General features: G+C 65.8%; 8 protein-coding genes and 3 pseudogenes. 3 read left to right on the forward strand and 8 right to left on the reverse strand.

The annotated features are described in order from the left end of the window. Nucleotides 1–73 precede the first annotated feature (73 nt). The 4 genes and pseudogenes from tnpB to ACYVD0_RS22810 all read right to left on the reverse strand — a co-directional run bounded on the left by tnpB (nt 74) and on the right by ACYVD0_RS22810 (nt 2,429). Nucleotides 74–409, reverse strand: a complete 336-nt coding sequence (gene tnpB / locus ACYVD0_RS22795; protein ID WP_460428918.1) for an IS66 family insertion sequence element accessory protein TnpB — start codon at nt 407–409, stop codon at nt 74–76. A 61-nt stretch (nt 410–470) separates the two neighbouring features. After that, complete coding sequence (gene tnpA / locus ACYVD0_RS22800) at nt 471–728, reverse strand: IS66-like element accessory protein TnpA (RefSeq protein WP_460428919.1); 258 nt, start codon at nt 726–728, stop codon at nt 471–473. 302 nt (nt 729–1,030) lie between these two features. After that, nucleotides 1,031–1,141 (reverse strand): cytochrome c oxidase subunit CcoM, encoded by a 111-nt coding sequence (gene ccoM / locus ACYVD0_RS22805; protein ID WP_460428920.1) that lies wholly within the window; start codon nt 1,139–1,141, stop codon nt 1,031–1,033. Nucleotides 1,142–1,734: 593 nt separating this feature from the next. Then, nucleotides 1,735–2,429: pseudogene (locus ACYVD0_RS22810) on the reverse strand (sugar phosphate isomerase/epimerase family protein). A gap of 440 nt (nt 2,430–2,869) precedes the next feature. Here ACYVD0_RS22810 and ACYVD0_RS22815 point away from each other — a divergent pair. Continuing rightward, a pseudogene (locus tag ACYVD0_RS22815) lies at nt 2,870–3,037 on the forward strand (tripartite tricarboxylate transporter permease); the annotation flags it as partial. Between the two features lie 21 nt (nt 3,038–3,058). After that, nucleotides 3,059–3,505, forward strand: a pseudogene (locus tag ACYVD0_RS22820) (FAD-binding protein); the annotation flags it as partial. Between the two features lie 245 nt (nt 3,506–3,750). On the opposite strand, the gene ACYVD0_RS22825 reads toward ACYVD0_RS22820, so the two are convergent. Continuing rightward, entirely contained in the window at nt 3,751–4,347 is a 597-nt protein-coding gene (locus ACYVD0_RS22825; protein WP_460428921.1) for an alpha-ketoglutarate-dependent dioxygenase AlkB family protein, read from the reverse strand. 161 nt (nt 4,348–4,508) lie between these two features. Between ACYVD0_RS22825 and rapA the strand changes: the two genes are divergently transcribed. After that, complete coding sequence (gene rapA, locus ACYVD0_RS22830; RefSeq protein WP_460428922.1) at nt 4,509–7,358, forward strand: RNA polymerase-associated protein RapA; 2,850 nt, start codon at nt 4,509–4,511, stop codon at nt 7,356–7,358. A 317-nt stretch (nt 7,359–7,675) separates the two neighbouring features. On the opposite strand, the gene ligA is transcribed toward rapA, so the two are convergent. The 3 genes from ligA to smc form a co-directional block, all read right to left on the reverse strand. Next, a complete protein-coding gene (ligA, locus tag ACYVD0_RS22835; protein WP_460428925.1) occupies nt 7,676–10,030 on the reverse strand; it encodes an NAD-dependent DNA ligase LigA in 2,355 nt (784 codons plus the stop codon). Between the two features lie 147 nt (nt 10,031–10,177). Continuing rightward, entirely contained in the window at nt 10,178–11,029 is an 852-nt protein-coding gene (gene zipA / locus ACYVD0_RS22840) for a cell division protein ZipA (protein ID WP_460428923.1), read from the reverse strand. Nucleotides 11,030–11,246: 217 nt separating this feature from the next. Next, a complete protein-coding gene (gene smc / locus ACYVD0_RS22845) occupies nt 11,247–14,735 on the reverse strand; it encodes a chromosome segregation protein SMC (RefSeq protein WP_460428924.1) in 3,489 nt (1,162 codons plus the stop codon). Between the last annotated feature and the right edge of the window lie 241 nt (nt 14,736–14,976).

Genomic DNA, 14,976 nt, shown 5'->3' on the forward strand with positions numbered 1-14,976 from the left:
AACGATTCTGCCGGTTACGACGGCTCGCGACGATAGGTCGTTCGGTCAATTGCGCGCCATGTACGATCGCTGACTATAAAAGGCTGATTGCCGCGCTCGACCCGTCCCCCTGCCAGGGCAGCCCCACCACCAGCGCCTGAAGCTGCTCGGCATTCAACCCCACGTGCGTCTCTTGCCAGTTGCCTGGCCAGACAAAGCGTCCCCGGTTCAGCCGGCGCGAGGCCAGCCAGACACCGAAACCATCGTGCACCAGCACTTTCAGGCGGTTGGCCCGCTTGTTGGCGAACAGGTAGGCGTTGTGCGGCTTCGCCGCACCGAAGACCGCCACCATCCTGGCCAGCGCCGTTTCCGTGCCGGCCCGCATGTCCAGGGGGGCGGTGGCCAGCCAGACGGCATCGATGCGGATCATTGCAGGATCTCGCGCACGAACCGGGCACAGCCCGCCGCATCGCCTGCGGGCTAGTGAACGGTCAAGGTCGTGCGCCGATGGGGGATCTCGATGCGAATGTCCGCGCTGGAGGAATATCCCGCCCGCACGGGGCATCCAGTGCAAGCGGGATGAACGCCGGCAGGGTCTCAACCTGGCTGCGTGCCGTGCGTAGCCATTTATGGACAACGTTGCTGTTGATGCTGTGGCTCAATGCCACGTTGGCGACGGAGGCGCCGGGCTGGCTGCACTCCTGCACGATTTGAGCCTTGAAGGCCGTGGAATAGGAACGACGCTGCATGATTTCCCCGCTTGAAAGCCTGAGAGGGTGTCCACGATAAATAGGTGGACACCCTCTCTTAGCCTGGCGGGTTCAAGCCAGACGGGGATGCCCGGACGGTTACGTCAGGCCAGCGCTTTGCCTAGGGCTTCCTTCAGATTCGCAGTCACCCGCGACACCCTTGCCTCTGGCTAACACTTCCCCTTGCCGGGTGTGTAGGAACTTTCACCTCCGAGTGAGTGCGTCCTGCCGGGCGCACAAAAAAAAGGGCGACTAAAGTCGCCCGAAAGTGCCTTGCGTGCTCTGGATCTGAAGGACTTGTCTTAATGGTGATTCTGGGAGTCCTTCCAGATGAAATAACCGACTCCGCCAGTGAAGATGAACATCAATCCCACGACTGCTATTCCCGCCAACACCACTTCATCGATAAACATGGCTGGCTTCCTCTTTGGCTGTCTCTTCGATGGCTTCAAGGTAACTGCACCGGCGGCCGAAAAAATTGACCGGGATCAATGCCTGCCAATAGCTGCCAGACGGCCTGACAAAGGAATGACATGGATCAACCGAGGTGCGTCGGGAGGTCGCGGATTTCGGCATTTTCGGAGGCTCGCATAAAGAATCTGCAAAATCCGTGCGGATATATGCAGGCTCAACTTGCAGAAATAAAAAGTTCATTCGCAACTGGCAACTGCACAGTCACGAACAATGCCGTTCACAATTGGCCGTTTGTTTTCACCACGACAGTGGCAGAGCGAATCGATTGCACAATGACATGACTCACCAGCAACGGCCTGAATAATCTGCAAACTTCGCCATGAGACTCGCGGATATAAGGATATAAAACAGGAAGTCATACTGGTTGTTGCAGAAATACTTGGGCGTTATATCCACTAATTCGCGAGAAACGCCATTACGGGATCGCGGATGGATCCACTTTTATCGGCGGGCCATGCCCCTGCCCGCCCCCGTGCGGCAGGGGCATTTCTTCGACCAGCGCCAGCGGGGTGCGGGTCCTGTCGATGGCCATCTACGCGCGCTCGAGGGCACTGACACCCTGTTCGAGCAGCTGGCGAGTGGGGATTTCCAGGCTGAGCGGCAGGTTCGCCGGCAGGGTGCGCAGCAGGCCAAACAGGTCGCAGTCGCTAACGGCGGGGAATCGCCGCTCGTTGGGCGCCTGACGCAGGATCTCGTCCATGTCGTCCGGGCGCGGCCCGGCCACGTCGCGCAACTGGGCGTAGTGGATACGGGCCGGATCGAGCCGGGCCAGGTCTTCCAGGCGCGAGGCGGGGCGGTCGAAATGGAAGGCGTCGATCAGCACGCAGCCGTTGGCACGCTCGGCGTTGTCGACGATGCGCATGGCCTGGATCAGGTCGCGGGCGTCGGTCCAAGGCATGAACTCCAGGTGCGGGTTGAGGCCGAAGCCGGCCGCCAGATCGCACAAGGCGGCGAAGTTGTCGGTCTGCCGCGCCTCGTCGGGATCGTTGCCGGCCACCAGCAGCTCGCTGGCGCCCAGCTCGGCGCCGGCGGCGAGGATCGGCTCGAAGTCGGCGACGCGGGTGTCCGGCTTCAGGCGCACGCGCACGATTTCCACGTCGAGCACCTTGATGCCGATGTCACGCAGGCGCGCCAGGGTCTGCCGGCGCGGGCGGCCGCCTCCAGCATGTCGGGCGGGGACAGTTCGAGCACGGTCAGGGCGGCCAGGGAAAGAATGCGTTCGCTCATGGCGGATCTCTTCAGGGGGTGGAAATAAGGCCGCGGCCTGCGGGCCCGGATCGGCCACGGCGTAGAGCCGGGCCTCAGGCAGGTCCTTGAGATGCTGGTAATGCTGGCATCCCATGGCACCTGCACCGATCAGGGCAATGCGAAGTGACTCGGTCAAGGCTGCGTCCTCTTGTTGTTATGGCCGGAGGGCGGACGCCTGGAACAGGAACCAGGGCCCGGCATTCATGCTGCAAGAAATCTAGAACCCAGTTCCACTTTCCTGCAAGACACAGCGCACGAAGCCGTGCGCTCAGCGCACAGCCATGATTTGCGGCGGAGAAAAAGGCGCAGTCCGGCTCGCGACAGCGAAAGCCGGGCCGGGCCGGGCCGGGACTGCAGGAAGTCAGAAAGGAAGCCTCAGAGGCTGTGAAGTTTTCGACTCTGGAGCCTGCTGTACCGCGATGCAGGGGAGCAGTGTTGAATTCTCCGCTTCGCGCGCTTTTGCAGTGCCCAGGCCACGGATCGCACTGATCGTCGGCATCTTCATCGGTGGCGTGTACGGCGGCTCGCGCAGCGCCATCCTGCTGAACATTCCCGGTGCGCCCTCCTCGGTGGCCACCGCCTTCGACGGCTACCCGCTGGCCAAGGGCGTGTTCGCCGCCGCACTGGGCACAGTGATCGGCATGGTCGGCATGGACCCGCTGACCGCTCAGGGCCGCTTCACCCTCGACCAGGTCGAGCTGATGGACGGCATCCACTACGCGATGGTGATGATCGGCCTGTTCGGCGTCGCCCAATCCTTCTACCAGCTGCACAACCTGGACGTGGCGCCAGCAGCTCAGCAAGATAGTGCCGAGGATGGCCCGCTCTACGCGGTCAAGGTCCAGCCCGGCTGCTTCGGCACCTTCGCTGGCCTGAAGACCAACGCCAACGCCCAAGTGCTGAATGGCGCCGGCCAGCCGATCGACGGCCTGTACGCCGCCAGCACCGACATGGCCAGCATCATGGGCGGCCACTACCCGGCCGGTGGCATCAACCTCGGCCCGGCGGTGACTTTCGGCTACATCGCCGGCCGGCATATTGCCGGGGCGACTGCTACGAGTGAAGCCCAATCCCGCAAGACCGTGGCGGAACATTCCGTCACGGGGCTTTTCTCAAGCTCCCACCTAAGCTCAGCGCTTCTTCTTCGGCTTGCCCGCCGGCTTCTTCTTTTTCCCCTGGGGCAGCGGCAGGGCCTGCGCGAAGGCCTGGCGCATGTCGTTCAGGCGCTTTTCGTGCAGGTCGTGGATGCGCTTGCTGCGCTCACTGCTGAAGTCGATCAGCTTGTCATCGGAACTCATGGCTACAGATACACCTGGCGGAAGGTCAGATTCAGGCGCGGCGCGCAGGACTTGCGCGTTTTTGCCACTTGATGCTGCCAATCATGCTGCGTCGCGCCAGCCATGACCAGCAGGGAACCGTGCTCGAGGAACAGCGAATGCTCGATGCGGCTCTGCCCGACCCGGCGCAGGTCGAAGCGCCGCGCGCCGCCCAGGCTGAGCGAGACGATCAGTGGATTGCGCCCCAGCTCGGCCTCGTCGTCGCTGTGCCAGCCCATGGAGTCCCGGCCGTCGCGGTAATGGTTGAGCAGCACGCCGTTCAGCGGCTGACCGACGAGTGCCTCGACGGCCGCACGGACCTCCGCCAAGAGCGGTGTCCAGGGCAGCGGCCGGTGGGTCAGCCCGGAATAGCGGTAGCAGGCGTCGGCATCACCGTACCAGGCGACCTGCCGCGGCACCGGGTAAAGGCGCCCATACAACCGCACCTGCGGCTGCTCCCAAGGGATTTCCTCCAGCAGAGCGGCCAGCCAGCGGTCGGCAGTGACGCCATCCACCCAGCCGGTCAGGTAACGCAGCTCGGCATCGGGCAGCTCAAGAGGAGTAGCATCGAACAACGTCATGGCGCGGGGACCGGCGGAAAGGGAGGAATCATGCTACACAGGCCGGCACGGGCAAGCCGACCATCGAAGGCTACGCTTTCTATCCATGTGCCGGCAGTCGACGTCGATCTACCCAGGGCATTCCGTTACCATAGCCGGCCTTTTTTACAGCGGAGACAGGCATGGTGCAGCAATATCAACCGGGGCAGCGCTGGATCAGCGACAGCGAGGCGGAACTCGGGCTCGGAACCATTCTCACAGCGGATGGCCGGCTGCTCACAGTGCTCTATCCGGCCACCGGCGAAACCCGCCAGTACTCCCTGCGCAATGCTCCCCTGACCCGCGTGCGCTTCGCCCCGGGCGACGAGATCACCCACTTCGACGGCTGGAAAATGATCGTCCGCGAAGTCGAGGACCAGGACGGCCTGCTCACATACCACGGCCTTGACGGGCAGAACCAGAGCCGCAGCCTGCCGGAAACCCAGCTGTCCAACTTCATCCAGTTCCGCCTGGCCAGCGACCGCCTGTTCGCCGGGCAGATCGACCCGCTGTCCTGGTTCGGCCTGCGCTACCACACCCTGGAGCATCGCAGCAGCCTGCTGCAATCCTCGCTCTGGGGCCTGGCCGGCGCCCGCACCCAACCGATCGCCCACCAACTGCACATCGCCCGCGAGGTCGCCGACCGCATGGCCCCGCGCGTGCTGTTGGCCGACGAGGTGGGTCTGGGCAAGACCATCGAGGCCGGCCTGGTGATCCACCGCCAGCTGCTCTCCGGCCGCGCCAGCCGGGTGCTGATCCTGGTTCCGGAGAACCTCCAGCACCAGTGGCTGGTGGAGATGCGCCGGCGCTTCAACCTGGAGGTGGCGCTGTACGACGCCGAGCGCTTCGCCGAAAGCGACGCCAGCAATCCCTTCGAGGACGCCCAACTGACGCTGGTCTCTCTCGAATGGCTGACCTCCGCCGAGCACGCCCAGGATGCCGCCTTTGCCGCCGGCTGGGACCTCTTGGTGGTGGACGAGGCGCACCATCTGGTCTGGCACCCGGACCAGCCGAGCGCCGAATATACGCTGGTCGAGCAGCTCGCCCAGGTGATCCCCGGTGTGCTGCTGCTCACCGCCACCCCCGAACAGCTCGGCCAGGAGAGCCACTTCGCCCGCCTGCGCCTGCTCGACCCCGACCGCTTCCACGATCTCGAAGCCTTCCGCGCAGAGAGCGCCAACTACCGTCCAGTGGCCGAGGCGGTGCAGGAACTGCTCGACCAAGGCCACCTCTCCGACCGGGCCCACGCGGTCATTCACGGCTTCCTCGGTGCCGAGGGCGAGGTGCTGGTCGCCGCAGTCAGTGACGGCGACATCCAGGCCAGCTCGCGCCTGACCCGCGAGCTGCTCGACCGCCACGGCACCGGTCGGGTGCTGTTCCGCAACACCCGCGCCGCAGTGCAGGGATTCCCCGAGCGCCAGCTGCACCCCTACCCACTGCCGAGCCCGGACGAGTATCTGGAGCTGCCGGTCGGCGAACATGCCGATTTGTATCCGGAGGTCAGCTTCCAGGCCCAGCAGGAGGAGGGCGGTGAAGAGAACCGCTGGTGGCGCCTCGACCCGCGCGTCGAATGGCTGATCGATACCCTGAAGATGCTCAAGAAAGTCAAGGTGCTGGTAATCTGCGCCCACGCCGAGACTGCGCTGGATCTGGAGGACGCCCTGCGGGTGCGCTCCGGCATCCCGACCACGGTGTTCCACGAGGGCATGAGCATCCTTGAACGCGACCGCGCGGCGGCCTACTTCGCCGACGAGGAATTCGGCGCCCAGGTGCTGATCTGCTCGGAAATCGGCAGCGAGGGACGCAATTTCCAGTTCGCCCACCATTTGGTGATGTTCGACCTGCCAGCCCACCCAGACCTGCTCGAACAGCGTATCGGTCGCCTCGACCGCATCGGCCAGAAGCACACCATCCAGCTGCACGTGCCCTATCTGGAGAACAGCGCCCAGGAGCGCCTATTCCAGTGGTACCAGCAGGCGCTGAACGCCTTCCTCGCCACCTGCCCCACCGGCAACGCCCTGCACCACCAGTTTGGCCCGCGCCTGCTGTCGCTGCTGGAAGGCGGCGACGACGGCGAGTGGCAGGAGCTGCTCGACGCGGCCCGCGCCGAACGTGAACGTCTGGAAAGCGACCTGCACGCCGGCCGCGACCGCCTGCTGGAGCTCAACTCCCGCGGCGTCGGCGAAGGCGACGCGTTGGTCGAAGCTATCCAGGAACAGGACGACCAGTACGCCCTGCCGATCTACATGGAGGAGCTATTCAACGCCTTCGGCATCGACAGCGAGGACCATTCGGAAAACGCGCTGATCCTGCGCCCCAGCGAGAAGATGCTCGACGCCAGCTTCCCACTGGGCAGTGACGAGGCGGTGACCGTCACCTACGACCGCAACCAGGCCCTGGTCCGCGAGGACATGCAGTTCCTCACCTGGGAACATCCCATGGTGCAGGGCGGCATGGACCTGGTGCTGGCCGGCTCGATGGGCAACACCGCGGTGGCGCTGATCAAGAACAAGGGGCTCAAGCCCGGCACCGTGCTGCTCGAGCTGCTCTACGTCAGCGAGGTGGTGGCACCGCGCGCCCTGCAGCTTGGCCGCTTCCTGCCGCCGCTGGCACTGCGCTGCCTGCTCGACGCCAACGGCAACGACCTGGCGCCGAAGGTCGCCTTCGACACGCTCAACGACCAGCTGGAAAGCGTGCCGCGCGGCAGCGCCAACAAGTTCGTGCAGGCCCAGCGCGACGTGCTGGCCAAGCAGATCAACGCCGCCGAAGCCAAGATCGCGCCGCGCCATGCCGAGCGCGTCGCCGAGGCCAGGCAGCGCCTCAAGGCCAGCCTCGACGAGGAGCTGGCCCGCCTGACCGCCCTCCAGGCGGTCAACCCGAGCGTGCGCGACAGCGAACTGGAAGCCCTGCGCCAGCAGCGCGAGGAAGGCCTGGCCATGCTCGACAAGGCCGCCCTGCGCCTGGAAGCGATCCGCGTGATGGTGGCCGGCTGAGGCCGCGCCACTTTTCGTAGTGGTGGGAAACGGCCGCAGGCCTTTCCCACCAGGGGCGTGGTCATGGTGGAAAACGCTTCGCGGTTTTCCACCCTACGCATAACTTCCTTGAATCAATATTCCAAGGAGAATGGCCTCAGAGGTTGTGAAAAATTCAAGCGGCTGCTGCGCCCCCCTTCAAAACAGCCGCTAAAACGTTGCGCTACGTGAAAAGTAAGACCATTTGGCTCATAAACTCTCCCGCTTTTCACATGGCACGCCTTTTTGAAGGGGATTGGAGAGGCTCTCACGGCACTGTTCGATTTTTTCACAACCTCTCAGCCCTCCAGCTGCTGCAGCAGGATGAGGAAGGCCTCCTCATCAAGCACCTTCACTCCCAGCTCGCCGGCCCTGGCCAGCTTCGAGCCAGCGCCGGGACCGGCGACCACGCAGGCGGTCCTGGCCGAGACCGAACCGGCCACCTTGGCACCAAGGCCCTCTAGCCGCTCCTTACCCTGCTCGCGGCTCATGGACTCTAGGGTGCCGGTCAGCACCCAGGTTTCACCAGCCAGAGGCAGGCCAACGACGTTCCGGCGCTCGCTTTCCCAGTGCATGCCGAATTCACGCAGCTGCGCCTCGATGGCGCGGGCACGCTCGGCATTGGCGGCGATGGCGAAGAAGTCGCGCAGCGCCTGCCGGGCCTTCTCGGTCAGCCCCCTGGTCACGCTCAGGGTCAGCCAGTCCTGGCTGAGGGCGATCACCGCCTCCAGGCTGCCGGCCGCCTCGGCGAGCTTCTTCGCTCCGGTGGCGGCGATTCTCGGGATACCCAGCTTGTCCAGCAGCTCGCCCAGGGTGGCGCAGGCGGCGAACTCCGCATGCAGCCCGCCCTCCTCCTGCAGCTCGATGCCGCGCGCCAGCAACTGCTCGATCACCGTGCGGTTGTGGGCGTCCTGAAAGAAGCTGTGGATCTCATGGGCGACCTCCAGGCCGACGTCCGGCAGCCAAGTGAGCACCTCCGGCAGGGCCCTTTCGATGCGTGCCAGCGAACCGAGGGCACGAGCCAGCAGCTTGGCGGTCTCCTCGCCGACATCGGGAATGCCCAGCGCATAGATGAAGCGCGCCAGGGTCGGTTTGCGGCTGGCGGCGAGGGCCGCCAGCAGGTTGTTGCTGGAGACTGCGGCGAAACCCTCCAGGACGACCAACTGCTCGAAGGTCAGGGTGTAGAGGTCGGCTGGCGACTTCAGCAGGCCGATATCCACCAGTTGCTCGACGATCCGCTCGCCGAGGCCGTCGATATCCATGGCACGCCGTGAGACGAAGTGAACGATCGCCTGCTTGAGCTGGGCCTGACAGGCCAGACGGCCGACACAGCGGTAGATCGCGCCCTCGCTGAGCGCGGCCTTGCCCTTGCCGCGCCGGACCAGTTGGGTGCGCTCCACCGCCGAGCCGCACACCGGGCACTGCCGCGGCACCTCGACAGGACGGACATCGGCCGGGCGGCGCTCGAACACCACCTGCATGATCTGCGGAATCACATCGCCGGCGCGGCGGACGATCACCGTATCGCCGATCATCACGCCGAGGCGCGCCACCTCGTCCATGTTGTGCAGGGTGGCGTTGGATACCGTGACGCCGGCCACCTGCACCGGCTTCAGGCGCGCCACCGGAGTGATTGCGCCGGTGCGGCCGACCTGGAACTCGACGCCGAGCAGTTCGGTGAGCTCCTCCTGGGCCGGGAACTTGTAGGCGATGGCCCAGTGCGGGGTGCGGGCCCGAAAGCCCAGCTCGCGCTGCCAGTCCAGGCGGTTGACCTTGAACACCACGCCATCGATGTCATAGGCCAGGCCCTGGCGGCGCTCACCAATGGCGCGGTAGTACTCCAGGCAACCTTGCACGCTCTTCGCCAACCTCGACTCGCGACTGGTTGGCAGGCCCCAGCCTTTCAGGGCCTCAAGGATGCCGATATGGGTTGCCGGCAAGCCATCGCCTTCGAGCCGACCGACGCCATAGCAGCAAAACTCCAATGGGCGGCTGGCAGTGATCCGTGGATCTAGCTGACGCAGGCTGCCGGCAGCGGCATTGCGCGGGTTGGCGAAGGTCTTGCCGCCGGCCTCGATGGTGCGGGCATTGAGCGCTTCGAAGCCGGCCCTGGGCATGTAGATCTCGCCGCGCACCTCAAGTACTCGCGGCCAGCCCTGGCCGTGCAGCCTGAGCGGGATGTTGCGTACGGTGCGCACGTTGGCGGTGATGTCCTCACCGGTGGTGCCGTCGCCTCGGGTGGCACCACGTACCAGTTGGCCGCTCTCGTAGAGCAGGCTGACGGCCAGGCCATCCAGCTTGGGCTCGCAGCTGTACTCCACGACCTCGATGCCGCGATCCAGGCCCTTGCGCACGCAGCGGTCGAAGTCGAGCAGATCCGCTTCCGCGAAGGCGTTGCCCAGGCTGAGCATGGGCAGTTCGTGGCGTACCTGGCCGAAGGCCGCCAGGGCCTCGCCGCCGACGCGCTGGGTCGGCGACTCCGGGGTGACCAGCTCGGGATGCTCGGCCTCGAGGGCCCTGAGCTCGTTGAACAGGCTGTCGTACTCGGCATCCGGCACGCTCGGTGCGTCGAGCACGTAATAGCGGTAGTTGTGTTCGTCGATCTCGCTGCGCAGCCGGGCGATGCGTTCGGCAGCGGTCTGGGCGTCGGTCATGGCGATGGTTTCCGGAAAACGAAAAGAGCAGCCGTGGGCTGCTCGATGGGGTGCGCTGGGGAGATCGCCGGAGGCGGCGGCCTCACCGCCGCCGGGGAATTGCAGCACCAGGCAGCATCCCCCATGGAGCCGGCGGAACGCCCGGGCTCAGCGCTTGTGGGTCAGTTGCCTACGTTCGAACTCGACGATCCGCTGACGGTAGTGCTCGATGGTCTGCGCAGTCATCACGCTGCGCTGGTCGTCCTTTAGCTCGCCGCTCAACTCCTGGGCCAGCTTGCGGGCGGCGGCCACCATGATGTCGAAGGCCTGCTTGGGATGGCGCGGGCCGGGCAGGCCGAGGAAGAAGCTGACCGCGCGGGTGGTGAAGTGGTCGATGTCGTCCAGGTCGAAGGTGCCGGGCTTGACGCCATTGGCCATGGAAAACAGCACCTCGCCGTTGCCGGCCAGGCTTTCGTGGCGATGAAAGATGTCCATCTCGCCAAAACGCAGGCCGCTTTCGAGGATGCTCTGCAGCAGCGCCGGCCCCTTGAAACCCGCCCCCTCCCGCGACACCACGTTGATGACCAGCACCTCCTCGACCGGCAGCGGCTCCCGCGGCTCGCTACGCTCGGGCTGTTCGGCCCTTCTGACCTCGCCCTTCGGCTCTAGCCTGCGGGGCTTGGGTGCGGGCCCGGCAGTCGGGCGGACCGGGTCGTCGAGATCCAGCCCGATATCACCCGCCTCCAGCTCCTCGTCGAGGCGCCGCCGGCTCAGCCCGCGGGCGCTCAGCGAGGGCAGACTTTCTTCGTCCGGCTCGAATAAAGAGCCTTGCGGGAAATCGACCAACCGCGAGGGCCCTAGCAGTTCGCCGTTTTCGTCGGCCGCATCGGCAACGCTGCGCTCGAGCTTGAACTTGAGCTTACCCTTGCTGCCCCGCATGCGCCGCCATCCATCGAACAGGATGCCGCCGATGACGACGATGCCAATGACGATCAGCCACTCACGCAGACCGATTTCCATGAAATCCACAACCCCTGAACTGATTTAACAAAAAGGGATTCCCATCCCCGTACAAATAAGGGCGTCCTGCCCTCGCACAAACATGGCAACCGCGTGTTCCCGCAGTACTTTTCCACGCATACTGAAAATTGCGCACTAAGCTAGCACGACCCATCCACAGATTGTACCGCCGGGCGCCGGATTCCGGTGAACGGGAAGATTCTGCAATACATCCGTCTCAGATGCCCGCCAACACCACCGCCTCCTCCACATCCACCGCCACCAGGCGCGAACAGCCCGGCTCATGCATGGTCACCCCCATCAACTGGTCGGCCATCTCCATGGCAATCTTGTTGTGGGTGATATAGATGAACTGCACCTTTTCCGACATCTCCTTGACCAGCCTGGCGTAGCGCCCGACGTTGGCATCGTCCAGCGGCGCGTCCACCTCGTCGAGCATGCAGAACGGCGCCGGATTGAGCTGGAAGATCGCGAACACCAGGGCCAGCGCGGTCAGCGCCTTCTCGCCGCCGGAGAGCAGATGGATGGTGCTGTTCTTCTTCCCCGGAGGGCGCGCCATGATGGCTACCCCCGTATCGAGTAGATCCTCACCGGTAAGTTCCAAGTAGGCATGGCCACCGCCGAAAACTTTCGGGAACAGGGTCTGCAGGCCGGCGTTGATCTGCTCGAAGGTGTCCTTGAAGCGGTTGCGGGTTTCCCGATCGATCTTGCGGATGACGTTCTCCAGGGTTTCCAGAGCTTCCACCAGATCGGCGTTCTGCGCATCCAGGTAATGTTTGCGCTCGGACTGCTGACGATATTCGTCGATGGCCGCCAGGTTGATCGCACCGAGGCGCTGGATGCGTGCGGCGACGCGCTCCAGCTCCGCCTCCCAGTCCGCCTCGCGGGCCTCACCAGGGAGCGTGCCAAGCACCTCATCGAGGGCGTGGCCCTCCTCCTGAAGCTGGTCCTGCAGGGCCTTGCGCCGCACACTGAGGGCTTGCCACTCCAGACGCTGCTGCTCCAGCTGGCTGCGCAGCAGTTGGGCCTGCTGCTCGGCCTGGCTACGACGCTTCTCTGCCTCGCGCAGCCCGCGCTCGGCATCCTCTAGGGCCAGGCCGGCCTGGCGCAGCTCCTCCTCGACGGCCAAGCGCCGCTCGAGCAGTTCCTCGAGCTTCATGCGCAGCTCCTCCAACGGTGCCGCACCCTCCTCCAGGTCCAGGCTGAGCTGCTCGCGGCGCTCCTGGGTGCGCTCGAACTGCCGCTCGAGACGCTCCAGGGACTGCCGAGTGGCGTCGCGCCGGGCCTGCAGCGAACCAAACCGCACGGCCAACTGGTGGGCCTGCTCCTTGTGTGCCCCAGCTTCCCGGCGCAGGCGCTCGAGGCCCTCGCGCAGGGCATCGCGCCCGGCCAGCAGTTGCTCGCGGCGGTCGCTGTCCGTGGCCATGGCATCCAGGGCGTCCTGCAGCTGCAGGCGGCACTCGCCCAGCCGTTCGGTCTCCAGGGCGCGCTGCTCGCCCAGCTCGGCGAGCTCCTCGTCGAAGCGGCGGCGACGCAGCAGCAGCTGTTCGGCCCGCGCCTGGAGAGCCGACAGTCGGACCTTCAGCTCGCCCTGCTGGCGGGCCTCCTCCTGCAGACGCCGGCGCTGTCCTTCGCGGGTCTCCTCCTGCTGGCGACACGCCTCGCCCAAAGCGAACAGATGCTCCTCCAGTTCGGCCAGGCGCGCCTCGAGTTCGTCGCGCTCGGCCTGCAAGCGCTCCAGCTCCTGGCCGCGAGCGAGCAGGCCGGACTCGGCGTCGCTGGCCCGGCGCACGCGCAGGAAGTGCCGGCCGACCCAGTAGCCGTCGCGGCTGATCAGGCTTTCGCCCTCATTCAGGGACGCCCGCCGCGCAAGAGCCTCGTTCAGGCTATCCACCGCTATTACCCGGCCCAACCAGGGCGCCAGATCGACGCCGCCCTCGACCTTGTCGAGCAGGCTGCCGGCAAGACGCGTGGCGTCCGGCGCCGGGCCGAGCAGGCGCAGCTCGCCCTGGGCGAAGGCGGCCAGGTCGAGGCCGGCGAAGCCCTCCAGCAGCGGCGCCTGCAGATCGGCGCCGAGTACGCTTTCCACCGCCAGCTCCCAGCCCGGCACCACGCGTAGCCCTTCGGCCAGCCGCGGACGGTCCGCCAGGCGCTGCCCGCGCAGCCATTCGGCGACCCCCTGGCCGGGGTCCAGCGCCGCCTGCTGCAGGGCCTCCAGGGAGGCGATCCGCCCGTTCAGGCGCTGCAGTTCGCCCTGGACCTGCTGCTGCTCCTGGTTCGCCTGCTGCAGTTCGCCGCGCAGCCGCTCCAGCGCTTCGCCCAAGGCCAACTCGGCGGCGCTCAGCTCTTCCTGGGTCAGCTCGCCCAGCGCCAGCTGCTCGGCCAGCTCGGCGATAGCGGCCTCCTCCGGATCGTCTGCCAGTTGGGCGCGCTCGTCGTCGAGGCGGCGCTCGCGCTCGAGCAAACGCTCGAGGCTCTGCTCCAGCCGCTGGATGTGCGCCTGCTGCACCTCGGCGCTGCGCCGCGCCTCCGAGGAATACTGGTTGAAGCCGTCCCACTGCTCCTGCCAGGCGTGCATGGCGGACTCCGACTCCTCCAGGCAGGCAGCGCTCTCCTCGGCGCCGGCCGCGGCGACTTCCCGCTCTGGCTCGAGCAGGGCCAGCTCCTCGTCGAGCTCGGCCAGCAGGCTGCGGTCCTGGTCAAGGTGGGCTGCGGTTTCCTGGCGGCTCTTCTCCGCTTCGCGCAGATCGTCCTGCAACTGGCGCAGACGCTGCTGGCCGTGCTGGATGCTCTGCTCGGCCCGGCCGATGTCGGCGCCCAGCGAGTAGAAGCGGCCCTGTACCTGGTGGAAGCGCTCGGCGAGTTCGTGGTGCTCGTCGCGCAGGCGCTCGATGCTGGCGTCGGCATTGCGCTGCTCGGCGATCAGCGCCTCGAAGGCGACCTCCTGATCGCCGATGACCTGCTCGCGCTGGCCGACCTGCTCGCTCAGCGCCTGCCAGCGCAGGGCAGCGAGCTGGGCCTTGAGGCGGCGCTCTTCGGCCTTGCATTCCTGGTATTTCTCGGCGGCCTGGGCCTGGCGCTGCAGACGCTCCAGCTGGCGCTCCAACTCCTCGCGCAGGTCAGAGAGGCGCGCCAGGTTCTCCTGGGTGCGGCGGATGCGGTTCTCGGTCTCGCGGCGGCGTTCCTTGTACTTGGAAATGCCGGCGGCTTCCTCGATGAAGTTGCGTAGATCCTCGGGACGAGCCTCGATCAGCCGGGAGATCATGCCCTGCTCAATGATTGAGTAGCTGCGCGGGCCAAGGCCGGTGCCGAGGAAGATGTCGGTGATGTCACGGCGGCGGCACTTCACCCCATTAAGAAAGTAGGCGCTCTGCCCGTCGCGGGTGACCCGGCGGCGGATGGAGATTTCGGAATAGCGAGCGTATTCACCGGTGAGGGTGCCGTCGGTGTTGTCGAAGATCAGCTCGATGGAGGCCTGGGTCACCGGCTTGCGGCTGTTCGAGCCGTTGAAGATGACGTCGGTCATCGACTCGCCGCGAAGGTTCTTCGCCGAGCTCTCGCCCATCACCCAGCGAACGGCGTCGATGATGTTGGATTTTCCGCAGCCGTTGGGACCCACCACCGCCGCCATGTTGCTCGGGAAGGTCACCGTGGTGGGGTCGACGAAGGATTTGAAACCGGCCAGCTTGATGCTCTTAAGGCGCATGGCGGGACTCGGACAGGCCGTGGACGGCGGGGGGCGTGGCGATGGGGCTGTCGGGAGCCGGGAGGATCATGATTGGGCTTGGAGTTCGTCGACCGCATCAGGGCGCGAAGTCTAGCACAGGGCCTCGCCCAGGCACTCTAGAGCATTTTTACCTTATCCCGATTCATATCCGGCTGCCTCGAAGTAGTGCCTGCAGTCCTGCGCCGAGAACTGCCCGATTGCCTCGCCAATGCTCTGCCAC

The sequence above is a fragment of the Azotobacter armeniacus genome, assembly GCF_054779355.1.

Bases quoted from the DNA above. Each gene is read 5' to 3' on its own strand.
- tnpB (WP_460428918.1), bottom strand. From the start codon at position 409: ATGATCCGCATCGATGCCGTCTGGCTGGCCACCGCCCCCCTGGACATG.
- tnpA (WP_460428919.1), bottom strand. From the start codon at position 728: ATGCAGCGTCGTTCCTATTCCACGGCCTTCAAGGCTCAAATCGTGCAG.
- ccoM (WP_460428920.1), bottom strand. From the start codon at position 1,141: ATGTTTATCGATGAAGTGGTGTTGGCGGGAATAGCAGTCGTGGGATTG.
- ACYVD0_RS22825 (WP_460428921.1), bottom strand. From the start codon at position 4,347: ATGACGTTGTTCGATGCTACTCCTCTTGAGCTGCCCGATGCCGAGCTG.
- rapA (WP_460428922.1), top strand. From the start codon at position 4,509: ATGGTGCAGCAATATCAACCGGGGCAGCGCTGGATCAGCGACAGCGAG.
- ligA (WP_460428925.1), bottom strand. From the start codon at position 10,030: ATGACCGACGCCCAGACCGCTGCCGAACGCATCGCCCGGCTGCGCAGC.
- zipA (WP_460428923.1), bottom strand. From the start codon at position 11,029: ATGGAAATCGGTCTGCGTGAGTGGCTGATCGTCATTGGCATCGTCGTC.
- smc (WP_460428924.1), bottom strand. From the start codon at position 14,735: ATGCGCCTTAAGAGCATCAAGCTGGCCGGTTTCAAATCCTTCGTCGAC.